The sequence below is a fragment of the Nonomuraea gerenzanensis genome (assembly GCF_020215645.1).
Lineage (GTDB): Bacteria > Actinomycetota > Actinomycetes > Streptosporangiales > Streptosporangiaceae > Nonomuraea > Nonomuraea gerenzanensis.
Genome location: NZ_CP084058.1, coordinates 7,242,344 through 7,260,123 on the forward strand (window position 1 = coordinate 7,242,344; position 17,780 = coordinate 7,260,123).

10 protein-coding genes are annotated in these 17,780 nt (G+C 71.7%); 4 read left to right on the forward strand and 6 right to left on the reverse strand.

Features of this window, described 5'->3' with window-relative positions; translation table 11 throughout:
• Positions 1-14 precede the first annotated feature (14 nt).
• The 3 genes from LCN96_RS33745 (at position 15) to LCN96_RS33755 (ending at position 7,772) form a co-directional block, all read left to right on the forward strand.
• Positions 15-761, forward strand: a complete 747-nt coding sequence (locus LCN96_RS33745) for a thioesterase II family protein (protein WP_225266470.1) — start codon at positions 15-17, stop codon at positions 759-761.
• Between the two features lie 93 nt (positions 762-854).
• Positions 855-2,351: a choice-of-anchor I family protein gene (locus LCN96_RS33750; protein ID WP_225266471.1), complete on the forward strand. Its 1,497-nt coding sequence runs from the start codon at positions 855-857 to the stop codon at positions 2,349-2,351.
• A 120-nt stretch (positions 2,352-2,471) separates the two neighbouring features.
• On the forward strand, positions 2,472-7,772 hold the full coding sequence (locus LCN96_RS33755; protein WP_225266472.1) for an NACHT and WD repeat domain-containing protein: 5,301 nt from the start codon (positions 2,472-2,474) through the stop codon (positions 7,770-7,772).
• 14 nt (positions 7,773-7,786) lie between these two features.
• On the opposite strand, the gene LCN96_RS33760 is transcribed toward LCN96_RS33755, so the two are convergent.
• On the reverse strand, positions 7,787-8,554 hold the full coding sequence (locus LCN96_RS33760) for a S1 family peptidase (RefSeq protein WP_225266473.1): 768 nt from the start codon (positions 8,552-8,554) through the stop codon (positions 7,787-7,789).
• Between the two features lie 117 nt (positions 8,555-8,671).
• On the opposite strand from LCN96_RS33760, the gene LCN96_RS33765 reads away from it, so the two are divergent.
• Positions 8,672-9,958, forward strand: a complete 1,287-nt coding sequence (locus tag LCN96_RS33765; protein WP_225266474.1) for a PP2C family protein-serine/threonine phosphatase — start codon at positions 8,672-8,674, stop codon at positions 9,956-9,958.
• A 273-nt stretch (positions 9,959-10,231) separates the two neighbouring features.
• Here LCN96_RS33765 and LCN96_RS33770 read toward each other — a convergent pair whose 3' ends face one another.
• Genes LCN96_RS33770 through LCN96_RS33790 form a run of 5 tightly spaced genes read right to left on the reverse strand, consistent with a single transcriptional unit; the run spans position 10,232 to position 17,701 of the window.
• A complete protein-coding gene (locus tag LCN96_RS33770) occupies positions 10,232-10,999 on the reverse strand; it encodes an ABC transporter permease (protein ID WP_225266475.1) in 768 nt (255 codons plus the stop codon).
• 33 nt (positions 11,000-11,032) lie between these two features.
• Positions 11,033-14,677, reverse strand: coding sequence for a hypothetical protein (locus LCN96_RS33775; protein ID WP_225266476.1), 3,645 nt, complete (start codon positions 14,675-14,677; stop codon positions 11,033-11,035).
• Entirely contained in the window at positions 14,674-15,486 is an 813-nt protein-coding gene (locus tag LCN96_RS33780) for a carbohydrate ABC transporter permease (RefSeq protein ID WP_225266477.1), read from the reverse strand. Before LCN96_RS33780 ends, LCN96_RS33775 begins: the two co-directional genes overlap by 4 nt.
• Positions 15,483-16,397 (reverse strand): carbohydrate ABC transporter permease, encoded by a 915-nt coding sequence (locus LCN96_RS33785; protein ID WP_225266478.1) that lies wholly within the window; start codon positions 16,395-16,397, stop codon positions 15,483-15,485. Before LCN96_RS33785 ends, LCN96_RS33780 begins: the two co-directional genes overlap by 4 nt.
• Positions 16,394-17,701 carry an extracellular solute-binding protein gene (locus LCN96_RS33790; RefSeq protein ID WP_225266479.1) on the reverse strand — a complete coding sequence of 436 codons (1,308 nt, stop codon included), beginning with the start codon at positions 17,699-17,701 and terminating at the stop codon, positions 16,394-16,396. Before LCN96_RS33790 ends, LCN96_RS33785 begins: the two co-directional genes overlap by 4 nt.
• Positions 17,702-17,780 lie beyond the last annotated feature (79 nt).

Below are 17,780 nucleotides of genomic sequence, written 5' to 3' on the forward strand. Positions count from 1 at the left end.
TCGGGAGGTGTCTGATGGTGTCCCTGGTGTGTCTGCCGCACGCGGGTGGCGGGCTGGGGAGGTTCAGGAAGTGGCGGGAGGAGCTGCCGGACGGGGTCCGGCTGGTGCTGCCCGAGCTGCCCGGCCGGGAGGGGCGCATCGGCGACGACCCCTTCCCGGACGTCGCGTCGATGAGCCGCCACCTGGTCCGCGCGCTGACCCAGGAGATCGAGCAGGGCCACAGCCTGATGATCGCCGGGATCAGCTACGGCGCGCTGGTGGCCTTCGACCTGGCCGCCCGCCTGGAGGAGTCGGGCAGCGGCGTCGCGGCCCTCTTCGTGGCCAGCCAGCGGGCGCCGGCCACCCCGCTGCCCGCGCTCGACTGGCGGCTGCTGGACGACCGGCGGCTGCTGGCGGAGCTGGTCGCGATGGGCGGGCTCAGCCCCGACCTGGGCGCGGACGAGGAGTTCCGCGAGCTGTTCCTGCCGGTCATCCGGGCGGAGCTGCACGCGAGCGAGACCTACCGCAGGCCCGCCGCCGCCCGCCGCCTGCGCTGCCCGATCTTCCTCTACCACGGTGTGGATGACGCCACGATCCCGGCGGCCTCGACGCACGCGTGGTGCGAGGAGACCCCGCACTTCTCGTGGCGGGCGCTGCCGGCCGCGCACTTCCTGCTCGGGCCGGACGGGGCGGACCTGTGGTGGGAGGCGCTGCGCAAGGACCTGGCGCTGTTCATGTCCGGCGCCGACTCTCGTCATCCGAGCGTAGGACAGCGTTCATGAAGGATCACGACACTCCGCCACATGCACATTAAGACCCCGATTTGTCTGGCGGCGGCGAGTTTGTCGGTATTCGCCATGCTCGGCCCTGCTCCCGTGTCCGCCTCCACCGTCTCCAAGCCGTCCGGCCTCGAGCTGTCCCTGCTCGGCCGCTACTCCGCCGGCGCCGTCGGGGCCGGGGCCGCGGAGATCACCGCGTACGACGCCAAGACCCGGCGCGTGTTCGTCGTCAACGCGGAGCAGGGCACGGTGGACGTGCTCGACCTGCGCGACCCGCGCGCGCCGCGCAAGGTGGCCACGCTCGCCACCCCGGGCGCCAACAGCGTGGCGGTGCACGACTCGCTGGTGGCGGTCGCGCAGCAGGCGGCGGACAAGACGGCCGCGGGCAGCGTCGCGTTCTTCGACGCCCGGACGGGCGCCAAGAAGCGGCAGGTCACCGTGGGCGCGCTGCCCGACATGCTGACGTTCACCGCCGACGGCAGGCAGGTCGTCGTGGCGAACGAGGGCGAGGCGGCCTCGTACTGCGCGGGCGCCGTGAACGACCCGGAAGGCTCGGTCAGCGTGATCGACGTGCGGCGCGGCACCGTCCGCACCGCCGGGTTCCGGGCCTGGAACGGCAAGGAGGACGCGCTGCGCGCCAGGGGCGTGCGGATCAGCGGGCCCGGCGCGAGCGCGGCACAGGACCTGGAGCCGGAGTACATCACCACCGCGAACGGCACCGCCTGGGTCACCCTCCAGGAGAACAACGCGCTGGCCGTGGTGGACCTCGCCCGGGCCACGGTGCGCGACATCGTGCCGCTCGGGCTGAAGGACCACGCCGAGCCCGCCGCCGCACTGGACGCCTCCGACCGCGACGGCAGGATCGACATCCGGCCCCACCCGGTCAAGGGCGTGTACATGCCAGACGCGATCGCGCACTTCCGCGAGCGGGGCCGTACGTACCTGGTGACCGCCAACGAGGGCGACAGCCGCGACTGGGACTGCCACAGCGACGAGGTGCGGGTCAAGGACGCCGAGCTGTCGCCGTCCGCGTTCCCTGACGCGGCGGCGCTGAAGCAGGACGCGGCGCTGGGCCGGCTGACCGTCCTCGCCGACTCGCCGAAGGACGCCGAGGGCCGGTACACGGAGCTGCGCGCGTTCGGCGGCCGGTCGATCTCGGTGCGCGCCGCCGACGGCACGCTGGTCTGGGACTCCGGCAGCGAGCTGGAGCAGCTCGTCGCCCGCGAGCTGCCCGCGCAGTTCAACGCCGACAACGAGGAGAACGGCTCCTTCGACTCCCGCAGCGACAACAAGGGCCCCGAGCCGGAGGGCGTCACGGTCGGCGAGGTGCGGGGCCGCACGTACGCGTTCGCCGGGCTGGAGCGGGTCGGCGGCGTCGTCGCCTACGACCTGTCGGACCCGCGCCGGCCGCGGCTGGCCGGCTACGTCAACACCCGCGACTTCGCCGGCGACGTCGAGGCGGGCACGGCCGGGGACGTCGGGCCTGAGGGGGTGCTGTTCATCGACGCGCACGACAGCCCGACCCGGACCCCGCTGCTGGTGGTGGGGAACGAGGTGAGCGGCACCACCGCTGTCTACGAGCTCAGGTCGTAGGGTTCGACGCGCTGCGGCGGAGCCGGCACCTCCCCTGTTCCGGAACGAGGTAGCAGCAGGCGGCGTTCCTCCGATAGCCAAGTAGAAACAGTGTGTCCTCGCGTGGGTTCGGTGACATGAATGGCCGACGAGACCGAACACCAGCCAGACGATCAGGTCCGCTGGGCCGTGGAGAGAGCGCGAGCCGGGATCGCGTCGGCGGTCGCGCGGCTGGCTCCGGCGAGCCTGGTGAAGCTGACCCCGTCCGCACTGCTGGCCGTGCTGTCGGCCGCCGCGCTGGCTCCTCTCGCCGTCGGAACGGGCGGGCCCGTACTGGCCGCCCTCGGGATCGCAGCCGGGGTCGGCACCAACATCCTCAGCGAGGTGATCGGCAAGGCGGTCGAGGCACTGCGCCACCGCGTCGACCCGCCGGCCCGGATGGAGATCGAGGACGAGCTGGAGCAGCGGATCGAGCGCCTGCTCACCACCGGTGGCGAGCAGGCACGGCACGCGCGCGCGGAACTGGCCGCACTGCTGGGCGCGGTCAACACGTCCGAGGTGGCGCTGCGAGCGGCGGTCGACAGCCGCGACCTCGACCTGCAGACGCAACTCGGTACAGCCTTCGCCACATTGAGTGCCGAATTCACTGAGTTCTCCTTCCTGCTGCTCGGCATAGAGACCTCTGCCGCGCAGATCCAGCAGAGCCTGCATCGCCAGGATGCCGAGCACCGGCACGACCGCGAACGGATGCGTGCCCAGTCCACCCAGCTGATGCTCATCCGCGAGGAACTGGCCGCACTCCGGTTCGCCCGTGATGACCGAAACATCTCCAGCGAAACCCGCTGGACGCATGACAGCCCATACCGGGGGCTACTGGCGTTCGAGGCCGACCACGCCCAGATCTTCTACGGCCGCGAGCAGGCGACCGCTCACCTGGTGGAGAATCTGGCCGAGCGGCTGACCGAGCCGGGCATCGTCCTGGTCACCGGCGCCTCAGGGGTCGGCAAGTCATCGCTGTTGCGGGCGGGGTTACTGCCTGCCCTGGCTCGCGGGTTGCTGCCGGTGCCCGGCTCCCAGGACTGGCCGTGCCTGCTGCTCACCCCGACTCGTGCCCCGTTGACCGAGCTTGCGACTCACCTGGCCGCACTCGGCGGGGCTGACCCGCTCGTCCTCCAGCGAGCGCTGACCGACCACCCCGGCGACGCCCACCTGCTGGCTCGCCAGGCCGTACTGGCGTGTGGCGCGCCGGATGGAGCCTCCGTGCTGATCGTGGTGGATCAGTTCGAGGAGCTCTTCACCTTGGCCGAGGACCCGCGCCAGGACGAGGCGTTCGTCTCGGCGCTCAGCGCGATGGCCACCGCCTCGGCCTGGCCGGACGGCGAGCAGGCCGGGCTGGTGGTGATCGGGGTGCGGGGGGACTTCCTGGACCGGTGCGCCGCGTTCCCGGCGCTGGCCGAGGCGATGAGCAACGGACAGTTCGTTCTCGGCCCGATGACGGAGAGTGAGCTTCGACGTGTCATCACGGGTCCGGCTGCCGCGGCGGGGCTAACACTTGAGCACGGGCTCGCGGAGACGGTGCTCGGGGAGCTCGGCTCGCACGACGGCTACGGCATAGGCACCCTGCCTCTGCTGTCCCAGGCGATGCTGACGACCTGGGACAACCGTGACGGCAACCGGCTGACCATCTCCGGTTACGGGAGCGGAGGCGGGGTAGCGGACGCGGTGCGGATCAGCGCGGAGGCCGCCTTCGACAGCTTGACCACCGACCAGCAGCGTCTTGCCCACCGCCTGTTCCACCGGTTGACGGTGATCTCCCGCGACGGCCAGGTGGCCTGCCGCCGCGTCAGCAGGCGGGAGCTGTACGAGCAGGCTGACAGTGACGCCGACGTCAACGCCGTCGTGGAGGCCTTCGCGGCACGGCGGCTGATCGTGCTCGGTGAGACGACCGTGGACATCGCACACGACCACCTGCTACGGGCCTGGCCGCGACTACGCGGCTGGCTCAACGAGGACCAAGCCAGCCGCGTGCTCTACAGCCAGTTGGTGGACGACGCCGCGGACTGGGACCACCATCACCGGGATCAATCGTTCCTCTACCAAGGCACTCGTCTGGCTGCCGTCCACCGGGAGCAGGACGCCTGGGAGGCGGTCGCCGGCAGGTTTGCTCCTCTGTCGGAGGTCACACGAGCGTTCCTCGCCGCGAGCGACCAAGCCGCGGCGCAGGCGCACGCGGCGGCGGCGCGGCGCAGGCGTTGGACCCGCCTGGGCGTCGCCGCACTCACGGTGCTGGCGATCCTCGCCGTGTACGCCGCGGCGACCGCCATCAGCTCGGCCGACGCGGCCGAGGCACAACGCAGGCAAGCCCTGTCGCGCCAGTTGGCGGCGCAGAGCCAGGACCTGATGGACACCGACACCACGACAGCGAGCCTGCTGGCCGCCACCGCCTGGCGCTTCGCCCCTACCGGCGAGGCCCGGCATGCCATGGTCAGCGCACTGGCCGCGCCGAGCCGCAGGGGTCTCACGTCGTACGCCGGCCCCATGGGAGTGGTGGCGTTCAGCCCGGACGGCAAGATCTTGGCGGCCAGCGAAGGCGGCTACCCGGGCAGTGTCCGCTTGTGGGAGGTGGCCACTCAGCGGCAGATCGGCGAGCCGATGTCCGGGGAAACCGGCGTGGACGTCCTGGCGTTCAGCCCGGACGGACGGACGCTGGCAGGCGCGGCCGGTGACGGGGCCGTCTGGCTGTGGGACGTCGCGACCCATGAGCAGATCGGCGTACCGTCTGCCGGGCGCGAAGGCGTGAGCGTGGTCGCGTTGAGTCCCGATGGCCGGACCGTCGCCACCGGCGAGGACGACGGGACCGTCCAGTTGTGGGACGTCGCCACGCGCACGCAGGTCGGCGAGTCGCTTCTGCACAGCCACATCGTCGAAGCGATGGCGTTCAGCCCGGACGGCAGGACGCTGGCCACCGGAGGGAACCATCAGCCGGTACACCTGTGGAACCTCGCCACCCGCGAAGAGATCGGCGCCCCGTCCATGGGACCTTCGGATGGCGCGCCCGCAATGGCCTTCGCTCCGGACGGCAAGCTACTCGCCACCAGCCTGGACGGCCGGACCGTACGGTTGTGGGACATCGCCACCCGCGAACAGATCGGCACGCCGTTCGCGGGACACGGATACATCATCGACACCCTGGCCTTCAGCCCGGACGGTCAGACCCTGGCGAGCACCGGTCTGCCTGAGGATGCCCATCTTCTGTCTTCCGACCCCTCTCGCGACAGCGGGGCCGTGTCGTTGTGGGACGTGGGCACCCACCAGCAGTCCGGCCGGCTGAACACGGGTGGCCACGACATCGTGATCGCCTTTGGTCCGGACAGCAAGATCCTGGCCGTCATCAGCGACAGATTCTCCCTCAGAGAGACCCCCGACCCGATCGAGGAAGGCGTTCGGTTGTGGGACGTGTCCACCCGGCAGCAACTGGGCGCACCCTTCACGTCCCCGTACAACGATCTCGTGCGTTCGGTGGCCTTCAGCCCGGACGGCCGGATCTTCGCCACCGCGACGAAGTCGACCATTCAATTCTGGGACGTGTCCACCCGCACTCAGGTCGGCGCACCGATCGCCCTCGATGCGAGTGAATATGGCTTGGCCTCGATTACTTTCAGCCCGGACAGCCGGACTCTCGCTGTCGATGACAATGGCGGAACGATCCGATTCTTGAGCGTGGCCACGCATGAGCAAGTGGGCGAGCCGCTGTCAGCCGGCCCCTCCGCAGACGCGATGGCGCTCAGTGCCGACGGCACGAAGATGGCCGTTTCTAATGGGACGACTGTCTGGTTGTGGGACGTCGCAGCCCACCAGCCCAGCGGTGCGCCGCTCATCTTGCCTGTCCACAGCCAGGACATGCGGTCGGTGGCACTCAGCCCCGACGGCCGGATCCTCGTCACGAGAGGACGCTCCGACTACACCATACGGCTGTGGGACCTCGCCGATCGCAGACAGCTTGGTGCGCTCGCGGAGCACGAAGGAAGCACGGAGGTGATCGCGTTCAGCCCGAACGGGGAATACCTGGCCGCCGGAGGCTATGGCGACGGAGGCGTCCGAGTGTGGCATGTCCTCAGCCAGACGGAGGTGGGTAAGCCGCTCCTCGGACACACGGAAGGCGTGAGCTCGCTGGCGTTCAGCCCGGACGGCTTGATTCTGGCGACCGGAGGAGGCAGCGGTGACGGAACAGTACGGTTGTGGGATCTGAACACGCAACAGCAGATCGGCGCACCGCTTCGTGGGCACAGCGGTCCTGTGGGCTCGGTGGTGTTCAGCCCGGATGGACGGACCCTGGCCAGCAGCAGCAGTGAAGACCCACTTACCGAGAAAGACCATGGGTCCGTCTGGCTGTGGGATCTCACCATCCACAGAGAGGCCGGTACGCTGCAGGCCTCCACAGAAGCAGGTTTCCTGCGCGTGGTGACATTCAATCCCGACGGCAAGAGCCTGGCGGTCTACACCGGCGCTCTCAGCCTGTGGGACGTGGCCACCCGCACGCGCATCGGTGAGCCGTTCACCCCACTCGGCAGCTCCTACGGCCCGATGGCGCTCACCCGTGACGGCAAGACCCTGGCCACCAGTGACGACGGCTTACCCAGCAGTGATGATGAGGGGACTGTCCGGCTGTGGGACCTTGTCGCCGGTACCCAGATCGCTGAGCTGCCCACCCGGGAGTACTCTGTGCGCTCACTCACGTTCAGCCCTGATGCCGGGACCGTGGCGGTCGGTACAGGAGACGGGAGCGTCCGGCTATGGGACATCACGGCTCGTGAGCTGACCGGCCGACTCCTCCCCGGCGAACAGGAGCCCATGTACTGGCTGACGTTCAGCCCGGACGGCGGAACACTCGCCGGCATCGATGCGAACGGCACGGTCTGGTTGTGGGACGTTTCCCTCCCTGAGCAGGGCGGCTCGCCACTCACCGGACGCAGCGGCCCTGTGTCGTCGATCGCGTTCAGCCCTGATGGCAAGACTCTCGCCACGGGTGGCTACTACGACAACGAGACCGTGCGCCTGTGGGAGGTAGCGACCGGCAGGCAACTCGGCGCGCCGCTGGCCGGACACCGCGGCCCGGTGACGGCTGTGCAGTTCAGCCCGGACGGCACGACCCTGGCCACCGGCGGACACGACAGGACCGTGCGGCTGTGGGACCTGGCCACCCACGAGCAGATCGGTATCCCGCTCACCGGACATAGTGACGGGGTGCGATCACTGGCGTTCAGCCCTGACGGCAGCATCCTGGCCTCAGGCGGTGAGTTCGACCCGACCGTTGCTCTGTGGGACGTCTCTCAGCCCACGGATCCGTCCTCGGCCATTTGCACGCGTGCGGGCCGCTCGCTCACCCGGCAGGAATGGGACCAGTACATACCCGGCGAGCCCTACCAGACGACCTGCCCCTAGGGAATAGCTTCGGCTCAGCTGGTGATCAGCGTGAGCCCGTAGGCCGACAGGGCCTCCGCCACCGGCTGGTAGAACGTGTTCCCGCCGGTGGCGCAGTTGCCCGTGCCGCCGGAGGTGATGCCCTGGGCCTGGTCGCCGGCCAGGAACGGCACGCCCCACGTGCCGGGCTCGGCGCACACGCTGGTGCGTACCAGGCCGGTGACCGTGCCGCCGGGGTAGGTGATGGTGGCGTTGCGCTGCAGGACCGTGCCGCAGAGCCAGCCGGTGACCGGGCTCGCCTGGCAGACGCGCGAGCCGACGGGGGCGGGGGCGGCGCCGTGTACCGGGCGTTCGGTGCCCAGGGCGACGACGGTGCCGCGGGGTGTCCAGCCCGGGTTGAGCGCGACCCAGGCGTGGTCGTCGCCCGGGTAGGAGGAGGCTTGGAAGACGCCGATCGGGGTGCCGCCGTAGCCGGTCAGGGCCACGTCGCCGGGCTCGCCGCAGCTTCCGGCGGTGAGGAAGCCGCCGGTGGTGCCGCGGCGCACGGTGAAGGCGACCGTGCAGCGGCCCTTGCCCTGGACGACGAAGCTGTCGCCGCCACGGATGTCACCCAGCACCGCCTGCGCCACGCCGGCCTTCGCCACGCCGGCCTGCACTGCGCCGGCCTTCGCCACGCCGACCTGCACTGCGCCGGCCTGCGCCACACCAGCCTGCGCCGTGGCGGTCTCGGCCGCGCCGGGGGCGAGGGCGGTCAAGGTGAGGGCGGCGGCCAGGGCGGTGGCGGCCGGGCGGAAGAACCTCATGCGAACCTCCCGCGCCCACCTTAACCCGATCACACCCCACCGGCACCCCTACCACTTGAGCAGGAGGCACGGCGATATGACGGCTGAAGTGACAACCCGGCCGGTTACGTTAGGTACATGACCGCTCACGATGGCGTCACGGCGTCTGGCTCGGCAGCGCCGGCGGCGGAGCGTGCGGCGATGTTCGGCGCGCTGATCTCCGCCAGCCACACCTCCACGCTGGAGCAGATCCCCGCGCTGGTGGCCGAGCAGGCGGCCAGGGTGGGCCTGCACGACGTGCTGATCTACCTGGCCGACCTGCAGCAGGAGGTGCTCTCGCCGCTGACCGCGCGCCCGGCCCCGTCCGGGGCCAAGGAGCGCGGGGAGATCTGCATCGAGGGGACGGTGGCCGGCCGCGCGTTCCAGCACGGCAAGATCTTGCCTGCCTCGGTACGCGACCCGAGCCGGTGGTGGGTGCCGCTGGTGGACGGCACGGACCGGCTCGGCGTCCTGCGGATCAGCGCCACCGGCGCCGACGCCGCGACGCTGCGGGACATGGAGCGCCTGGCCGGGCTGGTCGCCCTGCTCGTGGTCTCCAAGCGGCCCCTGAGCGACACCTACGCCAGGCTGGTGCGGCGCAGGCGGATGAGCGTGTCGGCGGAGATGGAGTGGCGGCTGATGCCGCAGCGCACGTTCGCCACCGACCGGTTGGTGATCAGCGCGGTGATGGAGCCCGCGTACGACGTCAGCGGCGACGTGTACGACTACGCCCTCGAAGGGCCCGTCGCCCATCTGGCGATCTTCGACGCGATGGGCCACGACACCGCCGCCGGCCTGACCGCCAACCTCGCCCTGACGACCCTGCGCAACAGCCGGCACGAGGGCGAGGGGCTCGTCCGGGCTGCGCGGCGGATCGACGAGGCGCTCACGGGGCAGTTCGGCGGTGAGCGGTTCGCCACCGGCGTGCTGGCCACGCTCGACATCACCAGCGGCGAGCTGGCCTGGGTCAACTGCGGGCACCACCCGCCCGTGATCGTCCGCAGGCGGGCCACCATCGAGCTGGCCTGCGATCCCGCGCCACCTGCGGGCACCGGCCTGCACCTGCCGGTGACGGCGTGCCACGACCACCTCCAGCCCGGGGACCGGCTGCTGCTCTACACCGACGGCATCACCGAGGCCCGCAACCAGGAGGGCGAGGAGTTCGGCATGGCCCGGTTCACCGACTTCCTCATCCGGCACCAGGCCGACGAGCTGCCGGTGCCCGAGACGTTGCGGCGGCTGATCCTGCATCATCTCGACTACCACGAGCGCCGGCTGCGCGACGACGCCACCGTCGTGCTCGTCGAGTGGCCGGGGACCCCGTACACCAAGAAGGAGGCCGAGGCGCTGACCGGCGTCCCCGAGGGGTCCGACGGCCTGTCCTAGCCGCCGCCGGGATGGCGCGCCGGCGCGGGCGGAGTGAGACTCGCAGGTGTGAACTCCGATCACGGCGCGAGTTTCGGTGTGCTGGGCCAGGACGCGCCGTCCAGGTGCTGGACCCCGGGACGAGGGCGCTGCGGATCGTCGCCGACCGGGGCTTCGAACAGCCCTTCCTGGACTCTTCGCGGCCGTGGCGTGCGCTCCACGCCCCTGCTCGATCGGAACGGGGAGCTGCTAGGTGTGTTGTCGGTCCATCATCGCGACCGGCAGGAGCCCGGCTCAGGGCTGCTCGGCCGCCGGGTCGAAGCGGCCGCGGGCGACGAGCTCGACCGTGACCACGGTCGCGATGGCCTCGGCGGCCAGCAGCGCCACCAGCACCACGAGCTGGACGATGCCCGCCTGGATCGGGCTCGCCCCGCCGAGCAGCACGCCCACGAACGCCCCCGGCAGCGTGACCAGCCCCACGGTCCTCGTCTGGTCCAGAGCCGGCACCAGCGCCCCGGCGGCGGACGGGCGGCAGATCTCCATGGCCGCGTCCCGTGGCAGGAACCCCAGCGCCAGCGCCGCCTCCACCTCTCCCCTGCGCCGCGCCAGCTCCTCCACGGCGCGCCGCCCGGCCAGCGCGGTGGCGGTCAGGCAGCCACCCAGCAGGATCCCCGCGATCGGGATGACCACGATCCCGGACATGGACGCCACGCCGCTGCCCGTCAGGATCGCCAGCACCGGGGCGGTCCCGGCGGCGATCGGCAGCCCCGCCCACCACCATCCCGGCCCGCCCGCGGTGATGCGCCGCCCGGCGGTGAGGGCGGCGACGCCGTACATGAGCAGGATGAAGCCCGCCACCGTCAGGGAGTACGCGACGACCCAGGTGATCACCAGGGACACGACACCGAGCTGCAGCGCGGCCCGCAGGCACGCTGTCACGACGGCGCGGCCGTGCCCCAGCCGCCCCAGCCACGCCACCGCGCCGCCCAGCGCGGTCAGCAGGAGGACGATCACGAGCAGCAGCGGCGTGACGGCGATCATGGACGAGGACGACGAAGACACGGCAGCAGTCTGGCGGAGCCACGGCGACCCGCTCTAACCGGCCTCCCGCAGGCGGACGGGGCCGAACAGGCCGGTGGTGCGCTGGCCGGGGAAGACGAAGTGGGTGGGGCTGACCTCGTCCAGGTAGGGGGCCAGGGTGCCGAGGATCAGGATCTCGACGAGGTTGTCGCCGTCGTCCAGCTCGACGTCGAACACGTACGGCGAGCACACGCGGACGCCGCACGGCCGCCCGTTCACGCGCACCTCGGCGCTGCCCCTGACCCGGCCCAGGTCCAGTTGCCCGGGGCCGGAGCGGGCGGGCACCGTGGTGCGGTAGCGCACGCCGCCGCTGTACCCGGCCAGCCCCTGCTCCTCCCAGTCGCCCAGCCGCATCCGCCCCGGCCCGCAGGTGAAGCGGACGGGACCGGCCAGGGCCGCGCCCGCCTGCGCGTCTGGAGTGGTGTGCAGCACCAGCTCGACCGGCGCGGGCGGCACGGGAGGCTTCTCCGGCGCGCCTGGGAGCGGGCGCTCAGCCTGCGTGCCCGAGAGCGGGCGCTCAGCGTGCGCGCCTGCCTGCGGGCGCTCCACCGGCGCGCCTCGGACCGGGAGCCCTGGCGGCCATCGCACCTCCCACTCGCCCACGGCGTCCACCTCGATGCCGGTCGCTCCCGGCGGCGGGTCGAGCAGGAACCGCTCGGTGCGCGACCGAGCGCCGGGCACCGCGAACGCGGCGGGCGGCGCGACGGGCCCGCCATCCAGCCAGCCCGCCTCCGGCAACGGGTGCGGCCGCCGCAGCAGCCAGAGTGCGGCGGGATCGCCGTACTGACGCCGCCGTACGCGAGGCGCAGGCGACCACCCGGGCCCGGAGACCACCAGCCCGTCCACCAGCACCCACCCCTCGCACTCGACCCGCACGCTGTTGTCCCCCTCCCGCAGGAGGTCGGTGACGTCGTACCGGCGCACACGCGGGATGTCCGCCTCCTCGTACGGATCGAACCCGCCCTGCCTGCCCGCCTCGACACCGTTCACGAGCACCCGGCAGAACGCGGTGGACGCCACCTGCAGCAGCCGCCGCCCACCCCCGTCCACGTGCACGACCGTCTCCAGCGGCGTCCCCCCGATCCACTCAGGACGGACCGCGTCGGCGGGGTCGCTCACCAGGCACGCGTACGCCCGCAGGTCCAGCTCCTCCTCCGGCACCAGCAGCACCTCCAGCAACTGCTCACCGGCAGGAAGCGGCGACCGCGTGACAGCGGAGTACCCACGGTCGTCCAGCGGTCGTTCGGCGCCGTCGATCCACACGGTCTTGGCCGCGCCCGCGCCGAGGGCCAGCCACGCGCCGCCCGCCGGGACGGTGACGAGCGTGCGGAACCGGGCCTCGCCTCCAGCCGCGACCCGCCCGAACGCCAGGAACTCGACCGGCACCCGCCCCTTGGGCCCGAGCACCTCGCGATGCACGGGGTCCTTGCGCAGCCCGCGCGAGAGCGACCACACCGACGGCGTCCAGGGCCCGTCGCCGACCCGCTGCTCGCCGCGCGGCCCGAACGTCACGTCCACCGGCTCACCGTCGGGCGTCCGCAGCGTCCAGCACTCGACGCCGCCGCCAGGCCCGGAGCCGAAGTCGGACCAGGTGTCGTCCAGGGTGGGGACCAGCTCGGCGTGCCATTCTTCGCCGAGGTCCCGTTCCACCGGGTACGCGGGGCGCGGGGCGGGCGCGGCATCCGTCCCGTCGAACACCAGCAGCGCGGCGGGCCCGTCGTCGAAGGGCACGACCACCCGTACGGTGTCGCCGTCGCGGGTGTGCGGCAGCGGCACGGGGTGGCCACCGGCGAACGGGCGCAGCAGCAGCGGCGTGCCGGAGACGCCTCTCACGGTGATCGGCATCTCGCGCGCGTAGCGGCCGGGCTCGAAGTCGATGATCGCGTCCAGCCAGCCCAGGTCCACCCCGCGCTCCTCGGGCCGTCCGACACGGATGCGGCTGGCCATGGGGAACGTGGCGGGCAGGAACACCAGCGTGGTCTCGCCGTCCTCCCGCACGAGCGCGGGCACGGGCGCCTCCACCCGCCGCTCCAGCCCGCCCAGCGCCTCCCCCAGCCGGTCGGCGGAGTCCACGAACCGAGCACCCAGCCCGGAAACGGCCGCAGCGACCGCGCCCGCCGCCGGGTCACCAACCGACGCGACCGCGCCCGCCGCCGGAACGCCAGGCCATACAGCCGCCCCCGCCGCCGGAACGCCAGGCGGCGCAGCCGCCGGCGCGCCGACCGCGACGAGCAGCCCGCCACCTTCGGCGAACTCGGCGAGCCGCGCGGCGACCTCCTCGTCCAGCGTCGTGACGGCGGGCAGGATGACCACCCGGTAAGCCTCGGTCGCCACCGTCAGCCGCCCGTCCTTGACGACCGCCCGCCGCACCGAGTCCTCATCGACGACATCCGCGTCCAGCCCCAGCCGATCGAGCACCCCAGGCGAAGTGGCGAACCACGCCATATCACCCACCAGCTCCCGATAGACCTCCTGCGCCCGCGCCGCCCCGGCACCGACCACGCCATCGGCACCGACCCCCGCCTGGGCGGTGGCGGTAGGCAGCAGGACGGCCACGTCGCAGGCGTGCCGCCCCAGCGACAGCGCCGCGCACAGCCGCGTGACGGCCTCGGCGAAGACCCGGTGGTGCCGCCAGTACGGCTGCCTCCAGTCGGTGGACGGCGGCGCCCACTCCCACCAGCCGCGCCTGGTCGTGTAGTAGACCGCGTGCGGGTTGTAGAGGGTCGCCCCGGCTCGCAGCCAGGGCACCAGCCAGTCGAACGTCTCCTCCAGCGTGCCGCCCCACCCGCTGGAGTGGAACGCCTCGATCCAGGTGCGCGGCCGCCCGTACAGGTGGGCGAGGGAGGAGTGCAGGCGGGCGTCGCCGTGGTGGTCGGAGCCGGGCGCGCCGAACCAGCGGTGGGTCCGCGCGTAGTCGGCGTACAGCCGCACCCCGTCGGCGGGATGCCCGGCGCGGGCCGGGTCCTGCTGGTCGCAGCCGTGCACCAGGCCGTGCCGTTCGTGCCACTCGGCGAGCGGCCGGAAGAACGCCTCCTCGGCCAGCTCGGCCCGGGTGAGCTGGTAGGCCCGCCGGTCCCCGGCCGAGTACGGCCGTCCCCTGCGGGCCAGGTGCTCCTCGGCGAAGCGGGCGGACCAGGTGGGCAGGGTCGGCAGCTCGTCCTGGAACGACCCGGCGATGACCTTGCCGAACCAGTGCCCGACCCGCCGCTCGAACTCGCCGTGCACCCGGTCCAGCAGCACCGCGCACGCCTCGCGCGACAGGTAGTCGAAGCCCCGCAGGCTGACGGACCCGTCGGGGGCCAGCCACTGCCCGGCGAACTCGGGCCGCTCCTGCACCAGCCGCGCCTGCAGGTCCGCGCCGGAGAAGCCGAGCTGGTCGTAGAACCACAGGTACGCGCCCAGCTCGTGGGCGTCGGCGCACACCCCGTCCAGCAGCTCCCACCACGCGTCGGACAGGAAGGGCGGGTCGTCGGCGTCGGCCCCGAACATCGGCCCGGAGGGGGCGAGGTTGAGGATGACCAGATTGTGCACTCCGCCGGCGACCAGCCGCTCCAGCTGCCAGCGCAGCCGGTCGCGGCGCAGCGGCTCGCCGCTCCACCACCAGATGGCGGCCGGCGAGTACGCCCGCGGCGGCTCGCGGAACACCTCGAAGACGCTCATCCCTTGAGTCCGCTCGCGAAGCCCTTGATGACGTAACGCTGCAGCGCCAGGAAGACCAGCACGATGGGCAGCGCGCCGAGCACCAGCCCGGCGAAGACGAGGCCGTGCTGGGAGACGTACTGGCCGACGTAGGCGAACACGCTGACCGGGACGGTCTCGTAGCCGGACCCGCCGAGGTAGACCAGCGGGGTGAAGAAGTCGTTCCAGATGAAGACGGCGTTGAGGATGAGCACGGTGCCGGTGATGGGCCGCAGCAGGGGGAAGACCACGCGGGTGAACGCCGTCAGGTGCGAGGCGCCGTCGATCTGGGCGGCGCTGGCGTACTCGCGGGGCAGCGCCCGGATGAAGCCGGTGTAGAGGAAGACGGTGAACGGGAGCTGGATGCCGGTGTAGAAGAGGATCATGCCGGCGTGCGTGCCGATCAGGCCCAGGTCGTTGACCAGCTCGTACAGCGGGATCATGCCGAGCTGGAAGGGCAGCACGATGCCGAGCAGGAACAGCACGTACAGCCCGTAGCCCAGGCGGGTCTGGACCCGGGCCAGGAAGTAGGCGGCGAACGAGCCGAGCGCGATGAGCGCGACCAGGCTGGCCGCGGTGATCACGGTGCTGTTGACCAGCGACGGGCCGAGCGCCGCCGCCGACCAGGCGCTGGCGAAGTTGTCGAAGGTGGGCGGGTTCGGCGGGGCCAGCGGCGAGCGGGCGATCTGACCGGGGTCCTTGAGTGCGAGCGAGATCAGCGTGTAGACGGGGAACAGGAACGCCACCGCCACCACGATCATGACGATCTCCAGCACGAACGTCCTTCTCACGCCGTCACCTCCCGGCTGCGCAGGTAGTAGACCTGGATGAGGGACACCGCGGCCACGAACAGGGCGAGCACCAGGGCGACGGCGGTGCTGTAGCCGAACTTGCCGAAGACGAACGCCTGCTTGTAGAGCACGGTGGACAGCGTCTCGGTGGCGTAGCCCGGGCCGCCGTTGGTGGCGGCGAAGACCTGGTCGAACAGCTTCAGCCCGCCGATCGTGGAGAGCATCAGGTTGATCGTCAGCGCGGGGGCCAGCAGCGGCCAGGTGACGTAGCGGAAGCGCTGCCAGGTGCCCGCACCGTCGATCATGGCGGCCTCGTGCAGCTCGCGCGGCACGCCTTCGAGCCCGGCCAGGAAGATGACCATGGAGTAGCCGGCGTTCTGCCACACGACCATGCCGGCGATCGACCACAGCGCGATCGACGGGTCGCCGAGCCAGTCCACCTCCAGGCCGAGCAGCCCGTTGAGGCCGGCCGTCGGGTCGGGGTTGTAGATGTACTTCCACAGGAAGGCCACCATGACGGGGCTGACGACCACGGGAGCGAAGAAGACGACCCGCAGCAGGGCCCGGCTCTTGAGCTTGACGTGCACGCCGAGCGCGAGCAGCAGCCCGACGCCGTTCTGCACGACCACGATGGCCACGGTGAGCAGCAGGGTGTTGCCGATGGAGCCCATGGCCTGCTCGTCGCCGAGCAGGGTGCGGAAGTTGGCCAGGCCGACGAACGACATGTCGCGGCCGATGCCACTCCAGTCGGTGAACGCGTAGATCACCCCCGCCACGGCCGGGTACAGCACGATCAGCGCGTACACGGCCAGGGCGGGCGCGGCGAACAGCCAGGAGGGGGCGGCCGCGGAGAAGCGTCGCCGCCGCCGGACGTGCGCGGGGCGGGCGCGGCCCGCGGTTACGGGAGTCACTTGCGGTAGGCCTCGTCCATCTTCTTCAGCGCCTCGTCGATCGTGGAGTCGCCGGCCAGCAGCTCCTGGACGACCGCGAAGTGCACGGGCTGGACCTCGGCGTTCGGCCAGCGCTGGTCCATGAACGGCACGGCGCGGTCCTTGGTGAAGGGCAGGAACGACTGGACGGCCGGGTCGATGGTGGAGCCGGCGTCCTGGGTGAGCGGGATGGCGGCGATGGCCTTGGCCCAGGCGTTGATGTTCTCCTGGCGGCCGAGGAAGTCGATGAACGCCTTGGCCTGCTCGGCGTTGCGGCCCTTGGCCGAGGCGCCGAGCCCGACGACGACACCGGCCGGGATCCACACCTGGTTCGCGTCGTCGGCCCCCGGCAGGGGGAACATCGACAGGCCGTCGGGCGAGGAGGCGGCCTTGCGGAAGTCGGGCAGGACGGCGGAGACCTGGACGGCCATGGCCGCCTTGCCGGTGGCCACCATGGAGGTCTGCTGCTCGAACGTGGTGCCGTTCGGCTTGTCGTTGAAGAAGCCGCGTTTCTGCAGCTCCAGGTACATCTCCATGGCCTGGCGCCAGCCGGAGTCGGCGAAGCTGGCCTGGCCGGCGAGCTGCTTGTCGTCGAAGGTCGGATCCTTGGCGTAGACGGTGGAGGGCACCAGCGCGTACGTGATGAGCTGGGTGACCCACGGCGTCTGGGCGCCCAGCGCGATGGGCGTCACCCCGGCCTTCTTCAGCTTGTCGCACACGGCCAGGAACTCGCTCCACGTGGTGGGCGGCGCGTCGATCCCGGCCTGCTGGAAGACCTTCTTGTTGTAGACGGCGCCGATCACGGAGGAGCCGGCCGAGTACAGGTAGGTCTTGCCGTCGAGCTGGAAGGCGGGCTTGAACCCGGCGGGGATGGTCTGCGTCCACGCCTGCGCCGACAGGTCGGCCAGCAGCCCGGCCTGGGCGATCTGGGTCATCGACATCGCGCTGCCGTTGCCCGGGTAGACGACGTGCAGGTCGGGCGCGTTGCCGGCGCCGAGCTGGGTGCGCAGGGAGGTCTGCACCTGGTCGGTGGGCGCGTAGGACGCGGTGACGCGGACGGTGGGCGTGGCCTTGGCGTAGGCGGCGACCAGCTCGTCCATGGGCGTCTTCTGGTCGGCCACGCCGATGAACTTGAGCTCGGTCGTGGCCCCGCCGCCACCGGTGGTGGCGGTGGTCTCCGGCCTGGTCGAGCAGGCCGTGGTGGCGAGGGTGGCCGCGGCCAGACCGCCCATCATGCGCAGGAACTGGCCGCGGCTGACCCTGGCGTGGTGCAGCAGGTCGGTCATGTCGCTGTCTCCTCGGTCGTGCGAAGTGCTAGAAATCCCCCGAGTGCATCCGGCGATCACGGGCCGGATGCCGATGCGA

Bases quoted from the DNA above. Each gene is read 5' to 3' on its own strand.
- LCN96_RS33745 (WP_225266470.1), top strand. From the start codon at position 15: ATGGTGTCCCTGGTGTGTCTGCCGCACGCGGGTGGCGGGCTGGGGAGG.
- LCN96_RS33755 (WP_225266472.1), top strand. From the start codon at position 2,472: ATGGCCGACGAGACCGAACACCAGCCAGACGATCAGGTCCGCTGGGCC.
- LCN96_RS33760 (WP_225266473.1), bottom strand. From the start codon at position 8,554: ATGAGGTTCTTCCGCCCGGCCGCCACCGCCCTGGCCGCCGCCCTCACC.
- LCN96_RS33765 (WP_225266474.1), top strand. From the start codon at position 8,672: ATGACCGCTCACGATGGCGTCACGGCGTCTGGCTCGGCAGCGCCGGCG.
- LCN96_RS33775 (WP_225266476.1), bottom strand. From the start codon at position 14,677: ATGAGCGTCTTCGAGGTGTTCCGCGAGCCGCCGCGGGCGTACTCGCCG.
- LCN96_RS33790 (WP_225266479.1), bottom strand. From the start codon at position 17,701: ATGACCGACCTGCTGCACCACGCCAGGGTCAGCCGCGGCCAGTTCCTG.